This is a genomic window from Opitutales bacterium (genome assembly GCA_013215165.1).
GTDB lineage: Bacteria > Verrucomicrobiota > Verrucomicrobiia > Opitutales > JABSRG01 > JABSRG01.
In genome coordinates this window covers 20,445-45,553 of the sequence record JABSRG010000003.1, presented here as the reverse complement: position 1 = coordinate 45,553, position 25,109 = coordinate 20,445, and the positions used below count along the sequence as shown (strand labels likewise).

The following is a 25,109-nucleotide window of genomic DNA, read 5'->3' as shown; positions in this document are numbered from 1 at the left end:
CACTTCGCCCCTTCATATATCCCTTGGGTGGCTATCACGCACAGAACGCTTGAAAAGCACCAACGTATTGATTTTATCCCATACCTTTCATTACTCAAAACCCTATAATTATGTCTACTGCTACACCGGAAACATTCTCCTTCCAAGCTGAAGTTCAGCAGGTCCTTGATATCGTTATCAACTCGCTCTACACTGACAAAGAGATCTTTGTTCGGGAGCTGATTTCTAATGCATCGGATGCCACGGAAAAACTACGCCATCTGGAGCTCGGCGAGGACCCCGTATTTCAATCGGGAAAAGATCTTGAAATCTCCGTTTCCTTTGAGGAGGACCCAGCCACCATCACCTTTATCGACCGCGGTATCGGTATGACTCGTGATGAACTCATTGAGAACCTAGGCACCATTGCCCATTCGGGCTCGAAAGCCTTCCTCAAGGCGCTTCAAGAAGGTGGATCAAAAAACGAGAACGTCATCGGACAATTCGGAGTCGGTTTTTACTCCGCCTTCATGGTGGCCAATAAAGTCGAAGTGTTCACACGCTCTTGGCGCGAAGAAGGCGACAACCTAGTTTGGACCAGCGAAGGTGCCGGCAATTACACCATCGAAGCCACTGAAGACTCTCTCGACCGCGGCACAAAAATCATCGTTCACCTCAAGGATGATTACAAAGAGTTCGCCAAGGACTGGAAGCTCAAGGAGATCATCAAACGCTACAGCGCGTTCGTTCAGTTTCCAATTTCCCTCGGCGACGAAAAGATTAACACCGTGCAAGCCATTTGGCTACGCAGCAAAAGCGAAGTCACCGAAGACGAATACAAAGAGTTTTATAAATTTCAGGCCAATGCCTGGGACGAGCCATCGCATTGGCTACATTTTAACGCAGATGCCCCCCTGGCCATCAACTCCCTCCTCTTCTGCCCCTCAGAGAATCCTGAAAAACTCGGCTTCGGCCGCACCGAGCCCGGGGTATCCCTCTACTGCCGCAAAGTCCTAATCGACAGCAAACCCAACGGCCTCCTGCCCGAATGGCTGCGCTTCCTAAAGGGCGTCGTCGACAGCTCGGACATTCCTTTAAACATTTCACGCGAGTCCATGCAAGACAGCTCGCTCATCGCCAAGCTCAACCAGGTGCTCACAAAACGCTATCTCAAGCACCTCGGCGACATGGCGAAAAAGAAGGAAGAAGAGTATTTTAAATTCTGGAATACCTTCGGCGTGTATTTGAAGGAAGGTATCGCCACTGATTTCACCCACCGCGAAGGCTTGGGCAAACTGCTCCGTTACGAATCTTCAGCGACCGAAAAGGGAAAGCTCACCAGCCTTCAGGCCTATCTCGATCGCGCCAAAGACGAGCAAAAGGAAATCTATTTCCTCAACGGCAAAAATCGCGAAGCCATCGAAGCCGGTCCATACCTTGAAGCCTTCAAAGCACGCGGTCTGGAAGTGCTTTATATCTACGAACCCATCGACGAATTTGTCATGCAGCACCTGGGGCAATTCGACGAGAAGAAGCTCGTGGCAGGTGACCAAAAAGACCTCGAGCTCGGTGACGCTCCCGAAGCCGAAACCGGCGAAGCACTCCCCGAAGAACAGGCCACAGACTTGACCGCTTGGATCAAAGAAGCCCTCGGCGACCAAGTGAAGGAAGTCGAAGTCTCCAAGCGCCTGGTTGACAGTCCAGCTGTGGTCCTCTCTGACGACAAAATGATGTCTCAGCAGATGCGCCAGATGATGCAGCAGATGGGGCAAGATGCCAACTTACCCGAAGAAGGCGTCACCCTGCAAATCAACCCGCGCCACCCGCTCATCAAAAATCTCGCCGCCTGCCACATCGACCGCGCCGAAGATGCTAAGGTGATCGTCGCCCAAATCTTCGATAACGCCCGCATGGCTGCCGGCCTCCTCGAAGATCCCAAAGACATGATCGCTCGGATCTACAAGCTGCTCGAAAACGCAGCCAAGTAGTTTCTGGACAAGCGTCCTACAATTCATCCTCAAGGAATCAGTTCCTTGAGGATTTTTTTTGGCTCCAGCCTGCCAAAGATCAAATGTCACCCCCGGCTTGTCAGGGATCCCTCGAATATTTTGCTCCACCTTCATTGCCAGGAGCGAGCTCTTGTCGTCACGCAGGAATCTACCTAGCCGCACGAGAAATCGTTGATCAATGATAATAGTGCGAACTGTGAGCGAACGAATCCTTGGAATACCAAGTGCTGACGGCATCGCATGCAGACGCTTCGTATTTCACTTCTTTTAATAGGGTTTCTGGTGCTTCAATTATTGTCGCACGGCCAACCGATCATCGTTTTTGGAGCTGTTCCCCAAGAAATTCCTCCAGTCATTGAAAAACTGGAAGACGCGAAATCGGGCGAGCTTTCAGGCATTCAATATACACGGGGCACTTTGGCCGGCAAAGACGTGATCGTAACTGCGACGGGTGTCGGTAAGAGCTACACCGCAATGGTGGTGGCTATGTTCTTGAATGAATTTAAGCCATCGATGGCCTTCATGACAGGCACGGGAGCACGCATCAACGCCAACAATATCCGCACAGCAGACATCATTATCCCGAGCCATGTCTTCCTCCACGACTACGGTAGCTTGAGCGATGACGGCATCTTCATTGCAGGCTTACAACCACCAGGCGTCAAAAATAAAGCTCCGCTTAAACCGAACAATTTTGTCATTACACCCATGATGCATGCTAAGGCTCTAGCTCTGGTTGAGACCTATGAGCCACACCAGGTAACCGTGGACGGTAAAACCTACCCCGTTACTATCGCGTCGGGTAAAGTTGCCTCTGGAGACTTCTTCGGTGTACCCGATAGCCAAATCGAGCAGCTCCGTTCCCTAGAAACCGATATCATGGAAATGGAGTCGGCTACCTTTTCTCTGGTCTGCGAACAGTTTGAGGTACCTCACTTAGTCGTCCGCTCTGGGAGCAACCGGGCCCAATCTAAACCCAGCGACGACTATCTCAAATACGGCCCCATCGCGGCGAAGTCCGCCGGCACACTGACAGCATGGCTAATCGCTAATTGGAATTAGGAAAAAAAGCCCCTTCGGGTTTCCCAAAGAGGCTAGAGATAATAAAAATTGCCGAGCACTTATTTGCGGAATCTGCGCAATACGGAAAGTGCTGTCGCTACAGAAAATACTGCGCCCAAAGACTCGCCTGCGGCAGCGATCAAGTCAACAAACTGCCCGGACTGGATCGTCGCACCATTGACTAATACTTTCCAGCAAAGAGCATAAGCGTTCAGATCCTAGAGATACTGTTCATTATCTACCCCAATGAGACCGTGATACAAATCGACCGATTCCACCTCGAGATAGAGGGCAAACTTCCAGTTGCCGCTTAACGGCAAAAACCAAGGAGAGTCCTCACTCCGCATCCTCAATGCCTGCTCTTCATCTGTGTAGGGATACAAAATTGCGCGCTCAGACAGCTTCCATTCCGAAGTAGATGTGGTCAAAGATTGGGTTATTATCAAAGTGTATTTCGCTACTCAAAAACTCTCCCGACACGTCACGTCACAAAGCAGCGTCTGGCAAATTCGAATATCTGACTGCGACAAAGTTCTAATTCTATCTGGAAATCCATGCGACTTCTTTGAAACCTAGATGTTGTTACCTTTCACAAATTCTCCTTTAACCTAAAACGAACCCATGCGATCTGATCCTCCTATAAACCTTCCAGAGCCCTGCGATGTTTGGCCGAAAGGATACACGCCCTACGATTCAGTAGAAGACGGCATCCTTCCTCGGATGACCATGTATCTCCCCAGCGCCGAGCATCGGACCGGACAGAGTATGCTCGTTTTGCCCGGTGGGGGTTACAGCATGGTTTCTACACCCAAAGAAGGCCACCGCCCAGCTCAATTTCTTGCCGTTCACGGAATCGCCGCCGCGGTCCTGGAGTATCGACATGCACCCCAGGAATATCCCGTACCACTTCTCGATGCTCAACGTGCTCTACGTCTCTTACGTAAGTGGGCTGGCGATCAAGATGGGCTGGCAACCGATCAAGTCGGAGTAATGGGTTTTTCAGCCGGCGGGCACCTAGCGGGTATGACAGCGACTCAAGCCTCCCATCCCGAGGGAGTCATTGGGGACGATCTTGATAGTGTATCCTGCACTCCGAATTTCTTCGCAATAATTTATTCGGTGGTAAGCATGGCGCTGGCGTCTCATTACATGAATGCCGTTTGCCGCAAAAACTTACTCGGCCCAGAACCAGATGAAGAATTAGCAGAGCGCGTGTCTATCGAGAAGGCAGTTACAGCCGACACTCCACGATGCTTCATCGCCCACGAGCAATTCGACCCCGCAGTTTCCATCGAAAACTCCATCCAGCTCTACCGCGCCCTGACCGAAGCGGGGGTCTCCTCAACTCTCCATGCTTACCCAGGCTCAACACATGGCAGCGGACTCGGTGCAAACCTGCCCTGGGGCCGTGACCTGCTTGAGTGGCTGGCGGCGCTTTAACGACACACAGGGCGTCCACCTCTATTTGGACAATCCCGCCTGCGAGCTGACCAAAACAAAACAACCAAAGCCAAAATAGCCCCCACATGCGCGGGCTCCGGCACCGCGTGGATACTCAAGCTCGTTTCATTGCCCCAGATATCGATGGCTCGCAGATCAACGCGATAGTCACCGTCTGTATAGCCATCCAACCAGTCTTCTGGAACGACGATGTTTGTCTGAAAGCTCGAAGCACTGTCTCCAAATAAGATCGGGTCGATATACGGCAAAAGGACCGCCTGCGTATCAAGATCATCTACAGTCGATGCGTCAAAGCCCATGCGCAGGTTAAAGTCGAGCACATGGCTGTCTTCAATGGAATCACCACCTACATCAACAATATCCACCTCGATCCGGTTGAGCAGCGGCTGCTCATCATTGACTTCATAAAGCACGTGACATCGCTGTCGGGCTATAGTCCGGTCCACCAAATGTTTCCGGCTCAAAGAACAGCATCGGGTGCAGATGTGGATCGAAACCATGTTGCGTGCGGCTCAGGTCTTCGAGCTGATAAGCTAGGCTATTTGTCGTCCCCACGCGCACCTCCATGTGAAGGTGGTCGGCATAGGGTAGCCCACCTGAGCTCCCGCTACTGCCCATCTCGCCGATGTGCTGGCCCGCAGTGATCACTTCGCCCAGACCCGTGTTGTTTTTCTCCTCCTGCCAACCATTGATCACCGTCAGAGTGCCAGGGTCATAAAGGTGCATATAATAGGTGTAATAGTGATCATAGCTCCGTCCATTGAGCGTCACCGTACTGTCGAAATCATGCCGTAAGATGACGGTGTGCCCTCCCGCATCAAATTCACGATACTCCCAGAACACCCCATCAGCTACGGCAAGGATGTCGTCCCCCTCGGTCCCATCGACGTCGATACCGCGATGAAAATCATATTGACTGGTAGACTGCTGAAATCGCGGACCAAAGGTCGATTCTACATCGTCAAAGGTCATACCCGCCACCGGCAGCGAAGATGAGCCGTGAAGCGACGTAAACTCAGGGAGCAACGCGCTATACTCACTCTGACTGATCTGCCCAAATAGCAGCGAACAAGAGATGATTGATAGAACGGAAACTAGGCAAACTCGATACATGGCAGCCTAGCTAAATAGAGTCTAAAAAAATTAGGCGAGCAAAGAGCGCGCGAACTTGTAGCCTTTGATCGATTCTCCAGTCATTCCTGAGATCGTCTGTGTCGGACATAGACCAAAACCAAGCTTCTTCCACAAGTGAATCGCTTCTATTTTGTCTTCCGAAGACCACCCACTGATCTGAATTACATCATATGACTCCTTGAGCCGCTCGGATGAACGACAGATGAGCTCAGTCGCGATTCCTTGGTTTCGGCGAGAAGGAGTCACTTCGATAGCATCAATAAATCCTTCCTCAGAATCTTCAAGCGGCGGCCTCAACGCCTTGGGATAACAACTGATGAAGCCTACTATTTCGTCCCGATCCATCGCCACTATAGTAAAACCATTTTCCAAGTGCCAATGTTTGGGGGTAATCTGGGGCCACCCATCAACCAAGCGCGCCTTCAAATCAACATCGCAATCCAAATAGACCACCATCCCGCAGCAAAGTTAAAAACTAAATTCAGGCGAAAGCCTTAAACACCAAAGACGCATTCTGGCCACCGAAGCCCAGATTGTTGCTCATGGCCACATCGACTTTCGCTTCGCGCGACTCGTTAGCCACCACATCGAGATCGCACTCGGGATCCTGGTCTTCGACGTTGATCGTTGGCGGAATTTTTCCGGTCTCAATGACCTTCGCAATCGTCGCAGCTTCAATGCCTCCGGCAGCTCCCAAAAGGTGGCCCGTCATCGACTTGGTCGAGCTCATCATGAGCTTCTTGGCGTGTTCGCCGAAGACATTTTTGACCGCGAGGGTCTCAAACTTGTCATTATAAGGCGTCGAGGTGCCATGGGCATTGATGTAGTCGACATCCTCCGGCTTCAGGTCGGCGCTCTTGAGCGCACGATCTACGGCGCTACTCAAACCCTTACCTTCTGTGTCCGGCGAAGTAATATGGAACGCATCGCAGGTCGCCGCATAACCACCCACTTCGCAAATGATCTTTGCTCCGCGAGCCTGAGCGTGCTCTAACGATTCAAGTAGAAGGACACCGGCACCTTCACCCATGATGAATCCATCACGCTGTGTGTCAAAGGGTCGGCTCGCGCGTTCGGGATCATCGTTAAACGAGGTGCCCATCGCCTTCATTTTGCAAAATCCTGCGTAGCCCAGACGCGTGATCGCAGCTTCACTACCGCCAGCGATCATAACATCGGCGTCACTGCGGCGAATCATATGGAATGCCTCGCCGATGGCGTGGGATCCCGTAGCACAGGCACTTACCACAGAAAAGTTGGGCCCCCGAGCTCCTAGATCAATCGCCACCACTCCAGACGCCATATTGGCGATCAGGGATGGGATCATGAATGGCGACACCTTACGTGGGCCTCCATCAAATAGCTTAGCTGATTGCTCCTCGATCGTCTCCATGCCGCCAATGCCGGAGCCCACTAGGACACCAAAGCGAGTTTTGTCGACTTGGGTCAGGTCGAGAGTCCCATGCTCGACGGCACGGCGTGAGGCACCTATGGCAAATTGGGTGTAGCGGTCATTGCGGCGGACTTCTTTGGCATCAATAAAATCGGTCGGCTCAAAATTATTCGCTTCGCCGCCCACCTTGCTTGGGTAGTCAGTGGGATCGAAACGCGTGATACGTCCAATGCCTGACTTGCCAGCGACAAGATTTCCAAAGAATTCATCTATGTGCAGACCGAGTCCATTGATGACCCCGATTCCGGTCACCACTACGCGTCTGCTCGCGTCAGGAGTGCTCATCCAACAAGGCTTAGCCCTGCTTCGCGGTGATGTATTTTACCACATCGCCGACAGTCTGGAGCTTCTCAGCATCCGACTCAGGGATTTCGTCACCGAATTCTTCCTCAAACGCCATGATCAACTCAACCGTGTCTAGAGAGTCAGCGCCGAGATCATCCAAGAATGAAGCCTCCGAGGTAATTTGCTCAGGGTTCACGTTGAGCTGGCTTTCGATGATGTCCTTAACACGTTGTTCGATAGTTTTGTCTGACATAGTAAAAAGGGTTAAAAAGAGAGGTTAAGTGAGGGATCACATGACCATGCCGCCGTCAACGGTAAAAGTCTGGCCAGTGATGAAGGAAGCTTGCTCGGAGCACAGGTAGGAAACCATGGATGCGATATCTCCCACCGCGCCGAAACGCTTGAGAGGGATGAACTCGGTTGCCTTGCTCTTCACCTCGTCTGAGAGGTCTTGAGTCATATCTGTTTCGATAAAACCAGGAGCCACGACATTGGCGGTGACTTTGCGCGCCGCAAACTCCTTAGCCAGCGATTTGGTAAAGCCGATCATACCGGCTTTTGCGGCAGCATAGTTAGCCTGGCCAGCATTGCCCATAAGTCCCACTACCGACGCTATATTTACGATGCGGCCCCAACGTTTGCGGGTCATAGGACGAGTCAGGTGCTTACACCAGTAAAAGCAACTGAACAAATTCGTGCGTAAAACGGAATCCCAATCATCATCGCTCATGCGAAAGAGCAATGTGTCACGCGTAATACCGGCATTGTTTACCAGCACATCGACAGTACCATATTCTTTTAAGAGGGACTCCGAGGCCGCTTCGACGGCAACAGAATCAGAAACGTTCACTGCCAGGGCCACCGCATCAAAGCCGGCCGCCTGTATTTCCTCAGCCGCACTCCCACAGGAGCTTTCACTCTTGGAGACGCAAATTACTTTGAAACCGTCTTGCGCCAACTGGAGGGCAATCGCTTTGCCAATGCCGCGGCCCGCGCCAGTGACGAGGGCTATCTTTTGTTCTGTTGCTTCGCTCATAAGGTGCTTTCTGAAATGAATCTCTTAGATTAGTATACGTCCTTTTGGTAGCGCTTGTCCTTCCGAAGCTGCTTTAGGAATTCTTTCGCACCCGCTTCATCAAGTCCGCCATGGGTGGAGGCAATGGTTAGGAGTGCTTGTTCGACGTCTTTAGCCATACGCGACGCATCGCCACAGACATAGAAGTAGGCGCCGCTTTCAAGCCATGCCCAAAGCTCAGCCCCACCCTCTAGCATTCTGTCTTGGACGTAAATCTTTTGCTCTTGGTCACGAGAGAAAGCGAGGTCTAGGCGGTCGAGACTGCCCGCTTCCACGTAAGCTTCCATCTCCTCTTCATATAGGTAGTCAAAGGAACGTTTCTGATCGCCGAAGAAAAGCCAATTACGTCCCGATGCATCTGCAGCCACACGTTCTTGAATGAATGCACGGAATGGTGCGACACCGGTCCCAGGGCCGACCATGATGACATCTGCCGTAGGATCTTCAGGCAGACGAAAATGAGAACTCTGCACGTAAACTGGAATGGTCGGCGCATTCAGCTCCACGCGATCAGCCAAATAGGACGATGCGACACCGATACGATCGCGTCCGTTGGTTTGATAGCGAACAATCGCTACCGTGAGATGAATCTCATTGGGATATTTAGCCGGCGACGATGCGATCGAGTAGAGTCGAGGTGTGAGGCGCTTCAGCTCATTAACAAACTCTTGTGGTTCAAACGTAGCCGCCGGAAAGTCCTCGAGCAGATCGGCAAACTCCCGCTCGGCGAGATAAGCCTTCAGTTCATCGGAATTCGCGCGGTCCAGTAGATGCGCCACACGTGCGCTCTGCGCGGCATCACCAGCGACCTTATCCTTGAGCGTCATGATAAATTTCTTCGTCGGCTGAGCCAAAGCGCAGTGCCGAGCCAACACCTCACGCAGCGGCAGCCCCGTGTCTCCCCTAGGAGGTATGACCGACTCATCGCCATTAAAACCAAGCTGCTTGATGAGCACCTCTACCGCATCGGGTGCATTCTCTGGATAGACCCCCAGTGAATCCCCAGCGGAATAGCTGAGGCCACTGTCCCCGAGATCGACGACGAAATGACAGGTCTCTTTCGCCGAACCCTCCTTGTTGAGCAAGGTATTTTCTGTCAGGCGCGCAGGGTAAGGATTTTCTTTTGAGTATTCGGACACGATTTGTATGCGTTTTCGTTAAGGAAAACCCAGGGTTGTAGCCTCACCCCGATTTGGTTTTCAATGATCAATTGAGACAGGCCCTTAAATAAATGGAAAACACCGATTCCGCTATCCGCATCCAAAAAATAATCGCAGACCGTGGTCTGGCTTCACGCCGGCAAGCGGAAACATGGATCACCGATGGCCTCGTGCGCGTGAATGGCAAAATAGCCGAAATCGGCCAAAAAGCAGACCCTCGCCGCGATCGTATCTCGGTGAAAGGTAAAATGCTCTCCATGGGCGACATGGAGCGCAAAATCACCCTCATGCTCAATAAGCCCAAGGGATTCATCTGCTCCAATGACGATCCACACAATAGCCAGACCGTCTTTGACCTATTGCCACCGACCTATCGGAAACAACGCCTTTTCTGCGCGGGACGCCTGGACAAGGATTCCGAAGGCTTGGTTATCCTCACCAATGATGGCGATATGGCCCAGCGCATCATGCACCCCTCATTCACAGTCGTAAAACGCTACCGCGTGGAAATTCATAAGCCGTTAGATATCCAGCTCATCCCCAAGCTGATCGAAGGCCGACGGGTTGAAGGCGAGCATCTCCAATTTGAAAAAGTGATCGTTTCGCGTGGTAAGGTAAAGTCAGGTCAGCGCTTGGAGATCCATATCTCACACGGCAAAAAACGCGAAATCCGCCGTCTTTTCGCGGACTTCGGCTATCATGTTGACCGCCTACAGCGCATACAAATCGGCAAACTTATCATGCGCGGCATCCCTGTCGGTGAGTGCAAGCTCCTTAAAAGCAAAGAAATCGACTCATTATTCATTTGAAAACCACCGTTGAACCTCACAATCCCATCATCGTCATGAGCGATAGATTTTTCTTATATACGAGTCTTTTTCTCGGCCTAGTGAGTAGCACCCTCGCGCAAGTACCGCTCTACTACCAGCCCGACCTCAGCGAGCCCTCAGTGACCTCGCTTTCCATAGCAGAACTCGAAAATTTTAAAATTTATCCCGTCCTTGATGAACAACAAGCAGCTCAAGGTTGGCGTTGGGTCGAATATCCTGGAACCTACACCGGATACGTAAAGACCGACAATGTCACCAAGCAGCTCAAGGTGGAACCTGCAACACTCGTCTATCGCTCTCCTACAGAGGAAAGCCCCGTCCTCGGTATTCTTCAGGAGGACGATACCTACGAAGTAAATCGAGGGGATACAGACTTCGCTGGAATCACCTTCTCGAAAGCCATTCCCCTCTATTTTCTTCAAGACGCAGCAAACCGGGAAAACCTCAATGCCTTGAACGCGCCCATCGCACAACAAGCCCCAGCCCCCCCAGGAGACTTTGCACCCGCGCCGGTAACTGCTCCCCTTCCAGACTCTGATCCTGAGACCCTGGAAACCCTCGATGTATTCGGCTCAGAAGCAGATCAAGCACTCAGCGACGGCACCTCGGAAGCGCCACGCATCAAACCTCCACGCGATATTTTCACCCAATTCAGTGGGGTGTTTAAGCTCGAGAAAGATGGAATTTTTAAACGCAAACCGCGTGAAGTCGCCGGCCTCTACAGCCCAGACGGCAAGAAACGCCTCGCTTGGCTTAACCTGGATGCCCTAGTCACCACCCTACCCTTAACGCGCTATCACGACCGCTCGATTACGCTACAAGGAATAATCATCGACAGCAGCTATTCTAAACACCGCACCATCGAGGTGCGTCACATCCAGATCGTATACTGATTCTGCTCCAACCTCCATACCATGCCTGCCGAAATCATCGACGGAAACCAAGTCGCCCAAGATATTATTCATGAACTAAAAGCCCGGATCGAAGCACATGACGGCCGTCCACCGCATGTCGTATTCGTCCGAGTCGGGGAAGACCCAGCATCGGTATCCTACGTGAGAAAAAAAGAACTCACCGCGGCAAAACTAGGCATGAACGCCTCGCTCGAAGTATATCCTGAGGACATTTCCCAAGAAGCACTCGCTGAACACGTCATGCGCCTCAATACCGACGACTCAGTGGACGGCATTCTCGTTCAGAGCCCCATGGGTGCACACATTGACGAGCAATACATATTCAACCTCGTATCCCCGGAGAAAGACGTCGACGGCTTCAATGCCCAAAACCTGGGTCTCATCGCACAAGAAGATCCCAACGCTCGTGTGTCCTGCACCCCGTCGGGAATCATGGAACTATTGAAACGCTCAGGCGTGGAAACCAGCGGCAAACACGCGGTAGTCCTTGGACGATCTCTCATTGTAGGAAAGACCGTCGCCCAGCTCCTTATTCAAAAGTCACCCACAGGCAACGCCACCGTCACCACCTGCCATTCACGCACACAAAATCTGGCCGATTTCACCCGCTCAGCCGACATCCTTGTTGCCGCAATTGGTAAGCCAGAATTCGTTACCGCGGACATGGTAAAGCCTGGCGCCGTGGTCATCGACGTCGGCGTTAATCGCATCCCTGACGCCTCGAAAAAACGCGGATATAGGATCGCCGGTGACGTGCATTTCGAATCGGTCTCACAGATCGCCTCAAAGATCACCCCCGTTCCCGGCGGGGTCGGCCCCATGACGGTCTCTATCCTAATGAGAAACACCTTCGAAGCTATGCTCGCGCGCCAAGCGAAAGGATGAACCCCACAACATCTTCCTCACGATTAACGGCCTACAACCGACTTCTATGCTGTTAGTTTGACTCCATATGGATCCCACTGCCTCCACGCCACTGATTAGAAACCCGCTCGAAGCGCAACCTTCTCCCTTTGCGGGCTCAAAGATCATGGTGGTCGACGATCAACCTATAAACATTCGCCTACTTCAGCGCAAACTCGAGCGACATAACTTCAAAGTCATGGTGGCGCGTACCGGCTATGAATGCCTGGATCTCGTCAAAAAAGAGATTCCCGACCTGATCCTCCTCGATGTCATGATGCCCGAAATGGACGGCATCGAGACCTGCCAGCGCCTAAAATCGGATCCGCGCTCCGAATCAATCCCAGTCATTTTCATCACCGCAAAATCGACTAAAGAAGGTAAGATCGAAGGCTTGGACGCTGGGGCCATCGACTACATCACTAAACCGATTGACCTCGATGAAACCCTCGCACGCGTCCACACTCAGCTCAGGTTTCAGCAGATTTTTCGCGAGAATATCGACCTACAGAACCGCCTTTCCGAGGCCCGACGCAAAGCAGCTGTAGGCGCTATCACCCAAGGGATCGCTCACAATTTAAACAACCTCCTCGGCGTCGTCGTGGGCTACCTCGACCTAATGAAAACCGGTCTGCAAAACCCCCAGCTCATCGAACGCAGCGTGGGCCTCATGGACAAAGCCGTCGGACGCGTCGTCGATATCGTGCGTCAGCTCTCCAGCCTCTCCGACATAGATCGCATTGAGCTGACACCCATCAAGCTCGACCGGCTCATAAGAAAAGCGACAGAACGCTTTGCCGAACATCACAAACAGATGCCACTGAATGCCGATTTCGTAATAGCGGAAAACCTCAGTGAGATCACACTCAACGCGAACAGCGAAATCTTTGAGACCATCCTCGTGGCGCTGATGCACAATGCCTACGAGGCCTATCCCTCCAGCCACAGCGGACCGCGGACAGTCCAAATCGAATTTGATGTCGTCGACATAACTGACCAAAGATTTTGCCTGATAAAAGTGATCGACCAAGGCTCAGGCGTCGAAGCCTCAGTGGAAGACACCCTCTTTGAGCCCTTTGTATCGACAAAAACCCACGTCGGCTGCGGCATGGGCCTCTCTGTAGCCCGTCACTCCGCCCGCAGCCTAGGTGGCGACATCACCCTCGAGCCTATGCCCGACGGCGGCACCTGCGCCTGCCTCCGCCACCCCATGTGATCTTGAGACTTGTCTCAACGCACCCATCCCCCTTTCATCCACCCCTCCACTACATTGCTCCCGTAGTTCAATGGATAGAGCGTCGGTTTCCGGAGCCGAAAATCTGGGTTCGAATCCCGGCGGGAGTGCCAGTTTTGGAAGTGAAAAGTTTCTTTCTTGAGCGCTCGATTTCTCTTAGAGCTATTTTGTGAAGGCTTTAGTTTGCTGTATGGGGTTGGTTTTATGGCCGATTTTGGGGATTTCGGATGCGTTTGCGCAGGCGTTGCTTCCAGCCGATGCTCGTATTGAGGCTGGGCTCGAGCGGTGGCGCAATAGGCTGGCCGGTCCTAAGACAGTGGCCTCGGCGTTGCAGCGGGATACGGCGGAGATGACGGCTAAAGACCCCTCCTTTGCCAAATGGATCGATTTTTTAGCACTCCAGTATGAGCGCGCGGCAGTCATGGACTTAGCGTCTTGGGAGAAAGCACGAGCGCGTTATGATGATCTACGTGGGTCCTTTGACTCTTGGGACGCAGCGGGCACCGAAAAGGCCGCGCTGGAAAGCATTATTGAGTGGGGAGGCCCCACCTCTGAAGCGCATTTGATTCCATCGGAGACCTGGCAAACATGGCTTTTGGAAAACGTTCCCCTTTCTAATGATACGTGGTTCTGGGCAGCTGAGTATGGAAACGAACGCGTGCTGATCGATCACTGTCTCTCTGAAGTGCTTCCGCGCTACAAAGAGGCGGGCGGCCAATTTCGCGAGGACACCCTTCAAATGATCACACTGTTGAAGGATGTGAACCGCGTCATGCCCTACATGATTCGCGACAGGGAGGCCTATGACTATGCAGTATGGATCCATGAAAGTTGGGAGGAGCGTGTGGCGCGATCTGCAGGGAATTCGAGATTCGCTCAGCTCAAGGTGAGCCTGCAGGCTGAGACAAGCCGCAAGACCTTTAGCCTTGGACCAGGATTTTGAGGTTTTCGGAGAGTCCGGTAAACAGGGTGTGCGCAATCAATCTACGGGCAGAATTGTGATACAGCCCGAGTATACGATCTGGCAATTCTTAGGTCCTGTAATTACTGGTAAAGATGGGAAGAACAACCGCTTAGTCGCCTGGAACCGTCTAGGCGAACCCGTCGCTGAATCTGAATTCGCCTTTGCCATCACGCCGGGCAGTGATCTGGATGAACTATATGTGTTTACTGATGTGGGGCGCACACAACGCCGCTATGTCTATGTGCCCGAGCGCGGCTGCCTTGTGCGTATGATTCTATTGGATTCCGGAAACGAGGCTTTTGACGACCGAAATTGCCCCGTTGTCTATCGGGTATTGGATGAAAACGGCCGATCCATCAGCGGCGGCGAGGGCTACTGATATTTTGATTCAAGCCAATGAAGCGATTTATTCCCCGAGTCCTTTCTCTAGCTATGTGCGCCCTGAGCATGCCTTTCGCCATCGCCCAACCGATTACGGCGGGTGCCGACTACACACTTCAATATGGCTTCGCCTTAGCATGGTCAGACCGAGACCAACAAGCCGTGGTATCCGAAATCTTCACACTTCCCGTAGTGCCCACGGCGACCCTGGACGCCGACGCGGGCACACGAGCAAGCTTACTACAGTCATGGGGCGACACCTTGATCCACGAGCCAGACATGCGTAAAACGGCTTGGAATCATGCTGAAATTGTCGGCTGGTATGATTCGCGGCCGCAAGCCGAGGCTCAACGAGCTAGACGCAAAAGCTACTTAGAAGACAGAATCAAATATACGGTAACAGAGCGCTTTGGGGGAATCATTGGCAAAACTCGCGAGATCCAGCAAGGCAGCTTAATACCAACTTTTCGTGATACACGCGAATTCAGCATTACGACGGGTGGCCTTGTCATAACCGGGCGCATCACCTGCCGAGCCCAGTTCTCATTTTTCGGCTATCCTTATTTGAAAGCTGAATACGGCCCTTTGGTCATTGAAGAGGTCTATTGGGAACAACCCACTCGCGAACAACTGAGTCGTAATGACATGCGCCGCTTCATGAAATTTCCCATCACTATCGTGAAAGGTGGACAACACATGGATGTCATCTTCAACGTCTACACGCCGGCACCATCAAAACTCGATGAGCTGTTAGATGATATGAAGGTAGCAACGACGCCGGTCGATCGCTGGGAAGGCAAAATGTTTTTCCCATTCCGCACCCAGAAGCTCACCACCCTCACTGATACGTTTGAGAACGCGGAGGTCGACCAGTTTTTCAAAGATCTGAATATCCCCAATATCCACGATAGCACCATCTGGGAAGCATCATGGCTCGATCGGGTGGACCCTTTCACAGTCAAAGGTATATCCGATAACATTCTGCACAACATCAAGTTACGCATCGAGCAGGCAACTAAGAAAGCGAACGAATCCAGCGAATGAACAGCGTCCAACTATTCCTTTTATCTGCGTTGCCGATCCTTTTCACAGCCACTCTGGGTGCTTCTGAGCGCACCTATTTCGGATTCGCCTTGGCTTGGTCTCAATCAGCAAAGACGGCTTATCTGACCGAAGTATACGCCGAAGACTTCACATCAGTTGAGGCTCTGTTCGATGGCGTGCAACCGACAGACCGCTTGAGTACACGCCTTCAAGCGCGCCTCGAAGATGAGAATATCCAGGTGCAAGGCTACAATTTCGAAATGAACGGATGGTTTATCGAAGAGTCTCAAGCTAAGGCCGAGCGAGCACGGCGAACAGACTATTTGGAAAGGCTCGGTTTCTCAGCATCCACCCTGCGCCTCATCACCCGGCCACCTGACGTCGAACCTATAGCACGTCGAAATTCTGGGGTTTATGGAATCAAGGAGAGCGCATCTGGACGGGTAATAATCCCGCAGGATAAGAGGATAGTCGGCTACGATAATCCTCTTATTATCTACCAAGATGGTGCAGAGGATGTTATCACAAATTTCGAAGGGAAGGAATTATATCGATTTGAAAGCCGCAGCCGCAAAGGGCTCTATGGTTTCTACAAACCCAGTGTAAATACTCCCAATCGCGCCTGGATTAGGCAGGGTGTGGGCCACAAAGAAGAGTCACAAGGCCACTATGTGGACGTTCCTGAAAACGGGATCGTGTTCCTGCGCATATTTTACACAAGAGGTTATGAATGGGTGGACCATCGTCATTGGGTTCCGGCAGAGTATGATGTCCTCGACGCTTTTGGAGACATCGTGGGTCAAGGCGATGCGGTGCATAGTTACTAGGCAGTGGAACGTTTGAGCGTTTTTGGCTGAATCGATCATGCGGATGCATTGAACTCGGATTATCCAATAGATCGCCCAAGGTCGGTGAATAGTTTAGGATCAAAGACTTTGTCACCGTGTGCTTGGACCCAAAAGACAACAGGTTTCTGGAACAGGCCATCGCGGCGTCAGAAACGTGTATCATTTCTGGAGATCAGGATCTCCTCGTTTTCAATCCTTACCAGGCCATTCAGATCTTAAGCCTGACAAAGGGCATCAGTCGTATAAGTGCCGGCGTATGATCCCTTCGAATATCAACCTCAAGCCTGCTCTGTTCGCGTATTGAGCCTGTTTTCCGTGAGCCGGTCTGGAAAACCCTCAGTTCTCATGTATCACACTCACAAAACTTGTTGATTGTCTGGAGGATTGGTTTTTTCAACAGGAAGCAACAACACTCATTCTTCGATCGCCAATACGGGGCCTGGCTTGTCCTTATCCACTGAAAACGCGTCAGGTATCTCTTCTATTGTGGTGGTGGAAGTCGCTTCATCACCTTTTACTTCCGGCTTTGGCTCTGGCATACCAGGTTCATCCTGAGGCTGCTCAGGTTTTTCGGAAGTTTCAGATCCTGATGCATCTTCGACAAGCAACTCTGCCTCTTGTCGCGTCAGTGGTTTGATCTCGATGAACGGCTCATCACTGGGACGTACCACAGTCTGCATATTCATCTCCATCGCAGTCCCGTCACGATCCAACTCAAAGGTGACGAACTCGCCGACGCGGATGAAGAACATGGCATTCGGGAAATCGCTGATATCATTTATAGAGTAATCGCCGACACGCTGCACGATATCTCCGGGGATAATCCCCGCAAGATCGGCGGGCGACTCTGGATTTACCGCTTTGACAATGACCCTTGATTCGCCGCCGCGCAGCGAGTGTTGTTCGACTTCGACTCCCACGCTGGCATAGACGACCCGTCCCTCAAGCAAGAGGTCATCCTTTACTTTGTTTATGGCGCGTGCCGGGAGTGCGTAAGAGGCGACCGTCTCCTGTATCGAGACAATCAGCATCCCGATTAAACGCCCTTGCAGGTCGATGATCGGGCCACCGCCTTCTCCTTTGCTCAATTGATGGTCCACGCGTAAATATGTCGTAGGAAAAAGTCTCTGGAGAAATTTTGTATCCTGACCGACAACCATGGTCAGACGGGGCGCAGGCGAGAACGTAAAGGGGCAGGAAATACTCACCGCCAGAGTCCCTGTGGACGGGAGCTGTGTGGCGTCGTTCATACGAATAAATTCAAACTCATCCGGGAGAAACTCAGCTTTGAGGAGAGCCACGTTTATCTGTTCATCCATCCCTACAATATTTGCCAGATAATCCGTTCCTCGATGTTCAATTACTACGCGTTCAGCATCGGCGACGCGGCTTGCATTTACGAGGATGAGCCCCTCGTTGCTGATAAAAAAGCCCGAGCCGATTTTGACGGAAATCCTCACGCCTTCGGCGCCTGCATCAGCATCAGCTACCTTGCTGTAGGCTTTTACCCGCACAACAGCATCGGAATACCTTTCGTAGATATCTGTGACCCGCTTCTGCAGGGCTAGGAACTCCGTCTCTGCGGCAAGCTTGGATGCAAATGTCAGGGAGACGAGAAAGAGTGTTACGCAGACATTTATTCGACAAAATTGCACAACAACACAGGGGGAGGGCTTGTCTCTAAAGCTACATTCCCAAAATGAAGGATGCGGGCGATATCGAAGCCAAATTAACTGATATCACATCCTCCGTATACGAAGCACGTTCCGTATTTTGGGAAGCAAGAACATCGGGGAGAAAATCGGTTTTGTAGCTAGCCTCTCGATCAGCCTGAGGGCTAGAAATTATATCGACCGCGAAATCGGATGCAGCGAGGAGAGCTGCCGTGTCCATAGATGATCCTTGGTTTGCAAAAGAAGACTCAGTCGCGCCAGGCTCATTTTGAGAAACAGCCTGTATCCCGTCCAATGTCGGCGAAGCAGATTCGAGCAAGAGGGCAGAGGTCCAGCCTGAACCCGACTGAAGAAACAGGGCAAGCAACAGGGCAGCGACAGCCCCCGATGCAGGCAATAAGCGTGTGAGGAAAAATGAAATAGCTGCTGATAGGCGCTCTCTGGGGCAGGGTTTCTTAACCAGTTCCCGCACCATCCGCGCTTTTAATTCGGTCTCGAATGACTCCCAAAAAGAAGGATCAGGTTGCTCGTGCTTTTTGAGTCGGAGCAACTCTTCCAATGTCAGGTCTTGGCTGGTCTCAGCTGAAGTGCGTTCTGGCATAGTCGCTTTATCCGAGATAATCTTTCAGAATCCCTTGAAGTTCTTGTTTGGCATAATGGAGACGTGACCGGACAGTCCCCTCAGAGCAGCCGACGATTTCGGCTATCTCCTGGTGGCTCAGGCCCTCGACTTCAAAAAGCGTGATCACAGTGCGATGTTTCAAAGACAGAGATTGAAGCGCTTCGTTCAATTTTTCCTGCAGCTCCGCCATCATGGCAGGCTTTTCGGTTTTGTTGGCAGCAGTGAGTTTCTCGATGATATCAGCCGCCGCCCCTTCTTCATTGATATTCTCAAGAGAGAAGAAACGCTTCCAGCGGTGCTTTTTGAGGTAGCTGTAAGCCGTGTTGACGGCAATGCGATAAAGCCACGTGTAAAACGAAGATTTACCCTTGAAATTGTGGATAGAGCGAAAGGCCTTTATAAACGCTTCCTGGGTCAGATCTGCCGCATCCTCCCGATTGGAAGTCAGATTGTAAACGATAGAGAATAAGCGCTCGCGATTATTTAGCACCAGCGAATCGAAAGCCCGGACATCACCCTCTTGGACACGGCGCACCAATGCAGCCTCGCGATCCGCATTGGTCTCCTTGGCCACCACGGTCCGGGCTGTTGTCAATTTGCTGGGCAATACGCTAGCCATAAATCAATCGCGTTACAGTGCATGCTTTAGGCCAACGTGCAAAGGCAAAATCTGGGTGGCATAATAGGTTAAAAGACATAGAGCAAATAGCACGGTTCCCGAGGCTTCAAATATTAACTCTCGTGTTTTGCCCAGGTAAAGAAGGCGTAGGCAAATACTGAGAGCGAAAAGACCATGTTGCTGATCTTCATAATGACGCCGCCGAGAATCTGGTCTGGCAATGCTTCAAACCCTGGAATGATCCGTGGAGCCCAATCGTAAGTAGGATACAGAACCGCATCCGAAAGAGTAAGAAAGGCAAACACTGGCAGTTGAGCGACCATAAGCAGGAACACTCCGATCATACGCACCCCTGGATTGCTGATAGGGATCTCTTTGGACTGGGAAAAGACCATCCACAGCATCATCCATCCTGTCCCAAACATCGTGAGATGCTCGATGATGTGTATGGTTTTATCCTGTAGAGCCATCTCATAGAGAAGCGGGATGTGCCAGACCGTATAAACCGTACTAAAGGTCATACCTCCAACGAGGGGATGAAAAAGCTTCCTGAAGACTAACCCTAGGCCTTTAACCCGAAACAGTGGGTCTACCAGCCACCACGGTAGGCCATAAATCATTAATGGAGGGCAAACATAGACCAAAATCATGTGTTGCACCATGTGCGCCGAAAACAGAAACTGTTCCCCGATCTGATCCAGGGGCGAGGCGACAGAAATATAGGCCAGCGCCAGGCCGGTTTGGAAACAATTGTAGGCCGTCCATGGCATACGCTCAGGCGCACCCGAAAAACGACTGCGCAAGGGTCCCATCAGCAAGGTGTAGAGCCAGGCTACCCCTAGGATGGATATGATTAAGAAAGGTTCAGTATGCCAGTGAAGCTGCACAGGAATCAGTGAAATAAAAAAGGCTCTGATTTTCCATCAGAGCCTTAAAATAAATGGAGTTCGGAGCGATCAATGATGCCCCGCCTTCGCTCCCTCAGGTAGAGGAGGGGCCACCGGCACTTCAAAGACACTTTCATTCATGGCCTCGATATCGTATTCATCCCCCGTGTAGCTAAATAAAGCCACCAGTGCGATTACAGTCCCTGTCGCAATGACAAACCCCGACATAAACAAGACCGTCAATACCGCTTTGTCATAAATCAGGTGCATGAACCAGGCGATCACCGCGATAAACTTGATTACCGATAGAATAATCAGGCCCCACAGGATAAGGGCCTCGTTCCACGGAAAGAAAATCACGACAATTTCGATCCCGGTCAGGACCGCCAGGATCATCCCCAGATTAATGAACGTGTGATACTTATCGTTCTCACTTTTGAGAACGTCCATTGGGGCCAAAGTCAGTTCGCTTGCTGTGGTAGCCATGGTCTATATAAATTCGATGAGATAAACGGCGGTGAAGATAACGATCCAGACGATATCGACGAAGTGCCAGTAAAGCCCAGAAACCTCGACATCCATCGCGCTTGCGTGGGTCATACGCCCCGAGAACGAGTAAAAAAACAGAGCCAGCAACCAGAGAATACCGATCGCTACGTGCACGCCATGCGTGCCGGTCATCACGAAAAAGGTAGATCCAAAAGTTCCCGAGGACAGGGTAAAGCCCTCAAACTTCCCGGGGATTCCGTAGACAAACTCACTGAACTCAAACACCTGGCAGGTCAAAAAAATCAGTCCGAAAAACGCGACACCAACTACATTGCGCTGAAAACTTTTCAAGTCGCCCTTGTGCATCGCTGATACGCACAAAGCCATCAGGAATGAGCTCATCAGCAGGATGAACGTCGAGAAAGACGTGAGGGCTATATTGAAAATATCAGTCGGCTGCACCCCGGTGTCTGGGTAAAGCTTACGGTAGATCAGGTGGGTGGAGATCAGTGTTCCAAAGAACATACAGTCCGACCCTAGAAACAGCCACATGGCCAATTTCTTGTTATCGACGCCCGTATTCGTGGGCGCATGATGGCCATCATGGTGGTCGTTGTGACCATCATCGAGGGTAAGCGTTGCAGCGTGGCTCATAGCAAGCAAAAGATTTTAATTAGTGCTGGAGTTGGCTCTGTTCAGAGGCTCCGGACTTCTTGAAATGGATGTGGAAACCTCCGGGACCTTCAAGCGCCCAAAGGAATACGGACACAACGGTCATTCCCAAGCCAAAGATGGCGAGCCAGCCGAAACTGTGAAGGAGATCTGCGGCATGGAGTGACATAGAAGTCGCCATGATGGTCAGGCCCAAAGCCCCGAAGAAAGGCCACCAGGACTGGGAAGGCATATGCACACCATGCGGCTCTGGGATGTCTTTGATCTGATATTTCGGACCATCGTGTTTGTGAGCCCAAAGAGCATCGCGTGCCTGAACTTCTGGAGTAGCGTCAAAGTTGTGCACAGCGGGAGGCGATGATGTATACCACTCCAATGTGCGTCCTTCACCCCAAGCATCATCCGCTGCGGGTTTACCCTTCTTAACCAGAAGGAAAATATCGATGAGGAAGATTAATACTCCGAAAGCCAACACGAACGCGCCGATGGAACAGATCAAGTTTAACGAGCCCCAATCATTACCTTCAAGATAGGTATGAGTCCGGCGTGGCATGCCAAGCAATCCGAGAAAATGCATCGGGAAAAAGGTGACATTTAGGCCAATGTTCACCAGCAGAGCAGACCAATAGCCGAGATTGCCGGTCCACATCTTACCAAACATCTTGGGCAGCCAAAAATAGATGCCTCCCAAGAGCGCAAGGACTACTCCACCGATCAAAACGTAGTGGAAGTGCGCGATCACAAAATAACTGTCTTGTTGCTGAGCATCGGCAGGCGCCGCCGAGTGCATGATCCCGGAAAATCCACCCATCATAAACATCCAGATGAAGCCGAGGGCAAAAACCATGGGGGCAGTAAAGCGGATGCGCCCCTGCCAGAGAGTCCCGATCCAATTAAAGATTTTCACGCCAGTCGGGACCGCAATAGCCATGGTCAGAAGAGAAAATGCTGCGGTCGCTATTTTGCCCAGTCCGGTTGTAAACATGTGGTGAGACCATACCGCAAAGCCGAGGAAACCAATGACTGCGCCTGAAAAGACGATGATGGGGTAACCGAATAGGGGACGGCGAGAAAATGTAGGTAAGATCTCAGAAACGATTCCCATAGCGGGTAGCACCAAGATGTATACTTCTGGATGGCCAAAGACCCAGAAGAGGTGTTGCCAAAGGATAGGCTGTCCGCCCTCTTCCACCCGGAAGAAATTGGTGCCAAATGTCCGGTCAAACATCAGCTCTGCCAAGGCAATCGTGATCGCTGGGAAGGCAAAAATGATGAGGAAAGCGGTGATGAGCGTCATCCATGTGAATGCCGGCAGGCGCATCATCTTCATCCCGGGAGCACGCATGTTCAGGATCGTCGTGATGAAATTAAACGAAGCGGCTAGCGAGGCGATTCCCAGCACTTGAAGACCAAAAATCCAAAAGTCTGAACCGATTCCCGAGTAGCCATCATTACTTAATGGAGCATAGGCAAACCAACCCATGCCAGGAACAATATCAGTCAGGGTGTAATCACCATATCCTTCGCGATTTACAGTGATATTGAACCAATCCACACCAGCATACTGCAAGAACTGGAAGAGAAAGGAGATGTTCAATACGATAGCGCCTCCGATAAAACACCAGAGGCTAAAAGCGTTGAGTCTAGGGAAAGCAACGTCCCGAGCGCCAATCTGAAGGGGGATGAGATAATTGAAAAACCCCGCGCTCATCGGCATGACTGCGAGAAAGATCATCGTCGTCCCATGCATCGTAAACAGCTGATTGTATTGCTGAGCCGTTATGAAATCATTCATTGGCTGGGCCAACTGGACGCGAATTAAAAGCGCCTCAATCCCACCAACTATAAAGAAGAATATTCCCGCAAACAGGTAGAGGATACCGATCTTCTTGTGGTCTACGGTGGTCATCCAATCTACCAAGCCTTTGGTGAAGTCCGGACGGCGCAGTCCGAGGTTACTCTCTTGAGCCGTCGATGGCTCAAAAACGAGCTCAGTCTTTTCTGGGGTTTCTACGGTCGTAGTGCTCATTTGAAAATACTTTCTGTCTGGCTTTTAGATTTCCTGAAGGAAGGTCGCGATATTTTCCGCGTCTTCGAGGGTCATCGGTGTGCGTATCGGCTGACCATCATCGCCGAGAGGTGGGTTGATATAGTTAATCAATCCCTGGGAAGGGTAATACATCAAATTACCCGGTTTTACTTGGTCAGAATGGAAGATCCATTCAACCAAGTTTTCATACTGCTTGGGGACGTCAACTTGGTTGTCTGCAGTCACGTTTTCCATCCATCCAGCAGCCAGAGACTTCCTATCCTTCACGTTGGTGAGGTCCGGAGCGATGTTACCCATAGACATGTCATTGATGGCGTGGCAGTAAGAACAATTATTCGCGAAGTAGGCTTTGGCTCCCTTGAGGAAGGGTGTATTAGCCAAGGACTCATCCTGGTTTGTAGCTCCCAACCAAGCTCCCCACGTATCGTAGCCTTCGGGAGCTTCAATCGTGCGCTGCTGGCGGTCGATCCAGGTTTCGAACTCATCGGGTTCCACTACCTCTGCACGAAACAACATATAGGCGTGCGAATCGCCACAATACTCGGCGCACTGTCCGTAATAATAACCTGGCTCGTCCGCTTGAATCCACATCCAGTTCACACGCCCCGGCATCAAGTCGACTTTCCCAGCAATCTTGGGAAGCCAAAAGGAATGAATCACGTCTTTCGAGCGCAGTTCGATTTTCACGACCTTGCCTCTAGGAATAACCATCTCGTTTGCAGTCACCACACCGTCGAGCTGTGGATACTCAAATGACCACCACCATTGCCAACCATAGGCCTTGATAACTAGCACTTCATCCTCTTCACCATCTGCGATGTCCCCATCATACCAATTTCCAAGGAGGTTCTGCTCGTAATCGCCATAGCGTTCGCGGTAACGCTCACTATCTACCGGAAGCTCATGCTGCTCCCAGATTACTTGGACCGTGGGGACGGCGATGATGACGAGCATGAGGATCGAGGCGGCGATCAACCCCACTTCAATCAACGGATTTCCGTGACCGACTCGCGGAATTGGATCGTTTTTATTCTCAGGGGTTTCGCGGAATTTCCAGACCGCATATAAAAGCGCCCCGCCGACTGCGATAAAGAGAAAAAGTGTCACCCAAACGGTGATATAAAAGATCTCCAGCTGCATTTCGGCGATGGGGCCTTTCGGGTCAAACGTCGACATGCGCCCTTTAAAATCGCAGCCGGTCATCCCGAGTAGGGCCGCAATCGCGAATAGGCTAAACGTAATGCGCTTGAAGATAGGTTTCCATGAAGATGAGGATGGAAGGCTCATGTCTGCATAAAGTTCGCTGCTAACGGCCCGTACTGTCAATGGATCGATGCTAGTTAAGATTTTTATTACGCTTT

At 51.5% G+C, this 25,109-nt stretch carries 27 protein-coding genes and 1 tRNA gene; 12 read left to right on the top strand and 16 right to left on the bottom strand.

From position 1 onward, the window contains the following. Window positions 1-110 precede the first annotated feature (110 nt). Complete coding sequence (gene htpG, locus HRU10_00275; protein ID NRA25669.1) at window positions 111-1,967, top strand: molecular chaperone HtpG; 1,857 nt, start codon at window positions 111-113, stop codon at window positions 1,965-1,967. 261 nt (window positions 1,968-2,228) lie between these two features. Further along, on the top strand, window positions 2,229-3,050 hold the full coding sequence (locus tag HRU10_00270) for a 5'-methylthioadenosine/S-adenosylhomocysteine nucleosidase (protein NRA25668.1): 822 nt from the start codon (window positions 2,229-2,231) through the stop codon (window positions 3,048-3,050). A gap of 218 nt (window positions 3,051-3,268) precedes the next feature. On the opposite strand, the gene HRU10_00265 is transcribed toward HRU10_00270, so the two are convergent. Next, window positions 3,269-3,478, bottom strand: a complete 210-nt coding sequence (locus tag HRU10_00265; protein NRA25667.1) for a hypothetical protein — start codon at window positions 3,476-3,478, stop codon at window positions 3,269-3,271. Window positions 3,479-3,671: 193 nt separating this feature from the next. Here HRU10_00265 and HRU10_00260 point away from each other — a divergent pair, with 193 nt between their 5' ends. Further along, window positions 3,672-4,490, top strand: coding sequence for an alpha/beta hydrolase (locus HRU10_00260; GenBank protein ID NRA25666.1), 819 nt, complete (start codon window positions 3,672-3,674; stop codon window positions 4,488-4,490). Here HRU10_00260 and HRU10_00255 read toward each other — a convergent pair. Genes HRU10_00255 through HRU10_00225 form a run of 7 tightly spaced genes read right to left on the bottom strand, consistent with a single transcriptional unit; the run spans window position 4,487 to window position 9,606 of the window. After that, window positions 4,487-4,924, bottom strand: coding sequence for a PEP-CTERM sorting domain-containing protein (locus HRU10_00255; protein ID NRA25665.1), 438 nt, complete (start codon window positions 4,922-4,924; stop codon window positions 4,487-4,489). The two genes, HRU10_00260 and HRU10_00255, sit on opposite strands and share 4 nt — an antisense overlap. Further along, complete coding sequence (locus tag HRU10_00250; GenBank protein ID NRA25664.1) at window positions 4,914-5,624, bottom strand: M23 family metallopeptidase; 711 nt, start codon at window positions 5,622-5,624, stop codon at window positions 4,914-4,916. The genes HRU10_00255 and HRU10_00250 overlap by 11 nt, the downstream gene beginning before the upstream one ends. A gap of 30 nt (window positions 5,625-5,654) precedes the next feature. Further along, on the bottom strand, window positions 5,655-6,101 hold the full coding sequence (locus tag HRU10_00245; GenBank protein NRA25663.1) for a GNAT family N-acetyltransferase: 447 nt from the start codon (window positions 6,099-6,101) through the stop codon (window positions 5,655-5,657). Window positions 6,102-6,126: 25 nt separating this feature from the next. Beyond that, complete coding sequence (gene fabF / locus HRU10_00240) at window positions 6,127-7,383, bottom strand: beta-ketoacyl-ACP synthase II (GenBank protein ID NRA25662.1); 1,257 nt, start codon at window positions 7,381-7,383, stop codon at window positions 6,127-6,129. A 10-nt stretch (window positions 7,384-7,393) separates the two neighbouring features. Beyond that, a complete protein-coding gene (acpP, locus tag HRU10_00235) occupies window positions 7,394-7,636 on the bottom strand; it encodes an acyl carrier protein (GenBank protein ID NRA25661.1) in 243 nt (80 codons plus the stop codon). A gap of 36 nt (window positions 7,637-7,672) precedes the next feature. Next, the gene (gene fabG / locus HRU10_00230; protein ID NRA25660.1) at window positions 7,673-8,419 is read right to left on the bottom strand and encodes a 3-oxoacyl-[acyl-carrier-protein] reductase; all 747 of its coding nucleotides are present in this window, start codon (window positions 8,417-8,419) and stop codon (window positions 7,673-7,675) included. Between the two features lie 29 nt (window positions 8,420-8,448). After that, window positions 8,449-9,606, bottom strand: coding sequence for a sulfite reductase subunit alpha (locus tag HRU10_00225; protein NRA25659.1), 1,158 nt, complete (start codon window positions 9,604-9,606; stop codon window positions 8,449-8,451). Window positions 9,607-9,689: 83 nt separating this feature from the next. On the opposite strand from HRU10_00225, the gene HRU10_00220 reads away from it, so the two are divergent. From HRU10_00220 to HRU10_00180, 9 genes are all read left to right on the top strand, one after another. Next, window positions 9,690-10,427, top strand: a complete 738-nt coding sequence (locus HRU10_00220) for an rRNA pseudouridine synthase (protein NRA25658.1) — start codon at window positions 9,690-9,692, stop codon at window positions 10,425-10,427. A gap of 35 nt (window positions 10,428-10,462) precedes the next feature. Continuing rightward, window positions 10,463-11,341, top strand: a complete 879-nt coding sequence (locus HRU10_00215) for a hypothetical protein (GenBank protein ID NRA25657.1) — start codon at window positions 10,463-10,465, stop codon at window positions 11,339-11,341. 21 nt (window positions 11,342-11,362) lie between these two features. Beyond that, a complete protein-coding gene (locus HRU10_00210) occupies window positions 11,363-12,247 on the top strand; it encodes a bifunctional 5,10-methylenetetrahydrofolate dehydrogenase/5,10-methenyltetrahydrofolate cyclohydrolase (GenBank protein NRA25656.1) in 885 nt (294 codons plus the stop codon). A gap of 67 nt (window positions 12,248-12,314) precedes the next feature. Continuing rightward, window positions 12,315-13,481: a response regulator gene (locus tag HRU10_00205; GenBank protein ID NRA25655.1), complete on the top strand. Its 1,167-nt coding sequence runs from the start codon at window positions 12,315-12,317 to the stop codon at window positions 13,479-13,481. Between the two features lie 56 nt (window positions 13,482-13,537). After that, window positions 13,538-13,612 (top strand) — tRNA-Arg (locus HRU10_00200). 77 nt (window positions 13,613-13,689) lie between these two features. Further along, entirely contained in the window at window positions 13,690-14,442 is a 753-nt protein-coding gene (locus HRU10_00195; protein NRA25654.1) for a hypothetical protein, read from the top strand. Next, window positions 14,426-14,842, top strand: coding sequence for a hypothetical protein (locus HRU10_00190; GenBank protein ID NRA25653.1), 417 nt, complete (start codon window positions 14,426-14,428; stop codon window positions 14,840-14,842). Before HRU10_00195 ends, HRU10_00190 begins: the two co-directional genes overlap by 17 nt. A gap of 17 nt (window positions 14,843-14,859) precedes the next feature. After that, a complete protein-coding gene (locus tag HRU10_00185; GenBank protein NRA25652.1) occupies window positions 14,860-15,888 on the top strand; it encodes a hypothetical protein in 1,029 nt (342 codons plus the stop codon). Next, entirely contained in the window at window positions 15,885-16,715 is an 831-nt protein-coding gene (locus tag HRU10_00180; protein ID NRA25651.1) for a hypothetical protein, read from the top strand. The genes HRU10_00185 and HRU10_00180 overlap by 4 nt, the downstream gene beginning before the upstream one ends. Before the next feature lie 434 nt (window positions 16,716-17,149). Here HRU10_00180 and HRU10_00175 read toward each other — a convergent pair whose 3' ends face one another. The 8 genes from HRU10_00175 to coxB form a co-directional block, all read right to left on the bottom strand. After that, entirely contained in the window at window positions 17,150-18,391 is a 1,242-nt protein-coding gene (locus tag HRU10_00175) for a serine protease (protein NRA25650.1), read from the bottom strand. Between the two features lie 31 nt (window positions 18,392-18,422). Continuing rightward, window positions 18,423-19,010: a hypothetical protein gene (locus HRU10_00170; GenBank protein ID NRA25649.1), complete on the bottom strand. Its 588-nt coding sequence runs from the start codon at window positions 19,008-19,010 to the stop codon at window positions 18,423-18,425. Window positions 19,011-19,017: 7 nt separating this feature from the next. Then, on the bottom strand, window positions 19,018-19,650 hold the full coding sequence (locus HRU10_00165) for a sigma-70 family RNA polymerase sigma factor (protein ID NRA25648.1): 633 nt from the start codon (window positions 19,648-19,650) through the stop codon (window positions 19,018-19,020). Between the two features lie 113 nt (window positions 19,651-19,763). Next, window positions 19,764-20,537 carry a cytochrome c oxidase assembly protein gene (locus HRU10_00160; GenBank protein NRA25647.1) on the bottom strand — a complete coding sequence of 258 codons (774 nt, stop codon included), beginning with the start codon at window positions 20,535-20,537 and terminating at the stop codon, window positions 19,764-19,766. 69 nt (window positions 20,538-20,606) lie between these two features. Next, window positions 20,607-21,023 carry a cytochrome C oxidase subunit IV family protein gene (locus HRU10_00155; protein ID NRA25646.1) on the bottom strand — a complete coding sequence of 139 codons (417 nt, stop codon included), beginning with the start codon at window positions 21,021-21,023 and terminating at the stop codon, window positions 20,607-20,609. 3 nt (window positions 21,024-21,026) lie between these two features. Continuing rightward, complete coding sequence (locus HRU10_00150; protein NRA25645.1) at window positions 21,027-21,680, bottom strand: cytochrome c oxidase subunit 3; 654 nt, start codon at window positions 21,678-21,680, stop codon at window positions 21,027-21,029. Between the two features lie 19 nt (window positions 21,681-21,699). After that, window positions 21,700-23,727: a cytochrome c oxidase subunit I gene (gene ctaD, locus HRU10_00145; GenBank protein NRA25644.1), complete on the bottom strand. Its 2,028-nt coding sequence runs from the start codon at window positions 23,725-23,727 to the stop codon at window positions 21,700-21,702. Between the two features lie 24 nt (window positions 23,728-23,751). Further along, complete coding sequence (gene coxB / locus HRU10_00140) at window positions 23,752-25,035, bottom strand: cytochrome c oxidase subunit II (protein NRA25643.1); 1,284 nt, start codon at window positions 25,033-25,035, stop codon at window positions 23,752-23,754. Window positions 25,036-25,109 lie beyond the last annotated feature (74 nt).

Excerpts from the sequence above, each read along its gene's own strand:
- htpG (NRA25669.1), top strand. The coding sequence starts at position 111 with ATGTCTACTGCTACACCGGAAACATTCTCCTTCCAAGCTGAAGTTCAG.
- HRU10_00270 (NRA25668.1), top strand. The coding sequence starts at position 2,229 with ATGCAGACGCTTCGTATTTCACTTCTTTTAATAGGGTTTCTGGTGCTT.
- HRU10_00260 (NRA25666.1), top strand. The coding sequence starts at position 3,672 with ATGCGATCTGATCCTCCTATAAACCTTCCAGAGCCCTGCGATGTTTGG.
- HRU10_00250 (NRA25664.1), bottom strand. The coding sequence starts at position 5,624 with ATGTATCGAGTTTGCCTAGTTTCCGTTCTATCAATCATCTCTTGTTCG.
- HRU10_00245 (NRA25663.1), bottom strand. The coding sequence starts at position 6,101 with ATGGTGGTCTATTTGGATTGCGATGTTGATTTGAAGGCGCGCTTGGTT.
- fabF (NRA25662.1), bottom strand. The coding sequence starts at position 7,383 with ATGAGCACTCCTGACGCGAGCAGACGCGTAGTGGTGACCGGAATCGGG.
- acpP (NRA25661.1), bottom strand. The coding sequence starts at position 7,636 with ATGTCAGACAAAACTATCGAACAACGTGTTAAGGACATCATCGAAAGC.
- fabG (NRA25660.1), bottom strand. The coding sequence starts at position 8,419 with ATGAGCGAAGCAACAGAACAAAAGATAGCCCTCGTCACTGGCGCGGGC.
- HRU10_00220 (NRA25658.1), top strand. The coding sequence starts at position 9,690 with ATGGAAAACACCGATTCCGCTATCCGCATCCAAAAAATAATCGCAGAC.
- HRU10_00215 (NRA25657.1), top strand. The coding sequence starts at position 10,463 with ATGAGCGATAGATTTTTCTTATATACGAGTCTTTTTCTCGGCCTAGTG.
- HRU10_00210 (NRA25656.1), top strand. The coding sequence starts at position 11,363 with ATGCCTGCCGAAATCATCGACGGAAACCAAGTCGCCCAAGATATTATT.
- HRU10_00205 (NRA25655.1), top strand. The coding sequence starts at position 12,315 with ATGGATCCCACTGCCTCCACGCCACTGATTAGAAACCCGCTCGAAGCG.
- HRU10_00195 (NRA25654.1), top strand. The coding sequence starts at position 13,690 with ATGGGGTTGGTTTTATGGCCGATTTTGGGGATTTCGGATGCGTTTGCG.
- HRU10_00185 (NRA25652.1), top strand. The coding sequence starts at position 14,860 with ATGAAGCGATTTATTCCCCGAGTCCTTTCTCTAGCTATGTGCGCCCTG.
- HRU10_00180 (NRA25651.1), top strand. The coding sequence starts at position 15,885 with ATGAACAGCGTCCAACTATTCCTTTTATCTGCGTTGCCGATCCTTTTC.
- HRU10_00170 (NRA25649.1), bottom strand. The coding sequence starts at position 19,010 with ATGCCAGAACGCACTTCAGCTGAGACCAGCCAAGACCTGACATTGGAA.
- HRU10_00165 (NRA25648.1), bottom strand. The coding sequence starts at position 19,650 with ATGGCTAGCGTATTGCCCAGCAAATTGACAACAGCCCGGACCGTGGTG.
- HRU10_00155 (NRA25646.1), bottom strand. The coding sequence starts at position 21,023 with ATGGCTACCACAGCAAGCGAACTGACTTTGGCCCCAATGGACGTTCTC.
- HRU10_00150 (NRA25645.1), bottom strand. The coding sequence starts at position 21,680 with ATGAGCCACGCTGCAACGCTTACCCTCGATGATGGTCACAACGACCAC.
- ctaD (NRA25644.1), bottom strand. The coding sequence starts at position 23,727 with ATGAGCACTACGACCGTAGAAACCCCAGAAAAGACTGAGCTCGTTTTT.
- coxB (NRA25643.1), bottom strand. The coding sequence starts at position 25,035 with ATGAGCCTTCCATCCTCATCTTCATGGAAACCTATCTTCAAGCGCATT.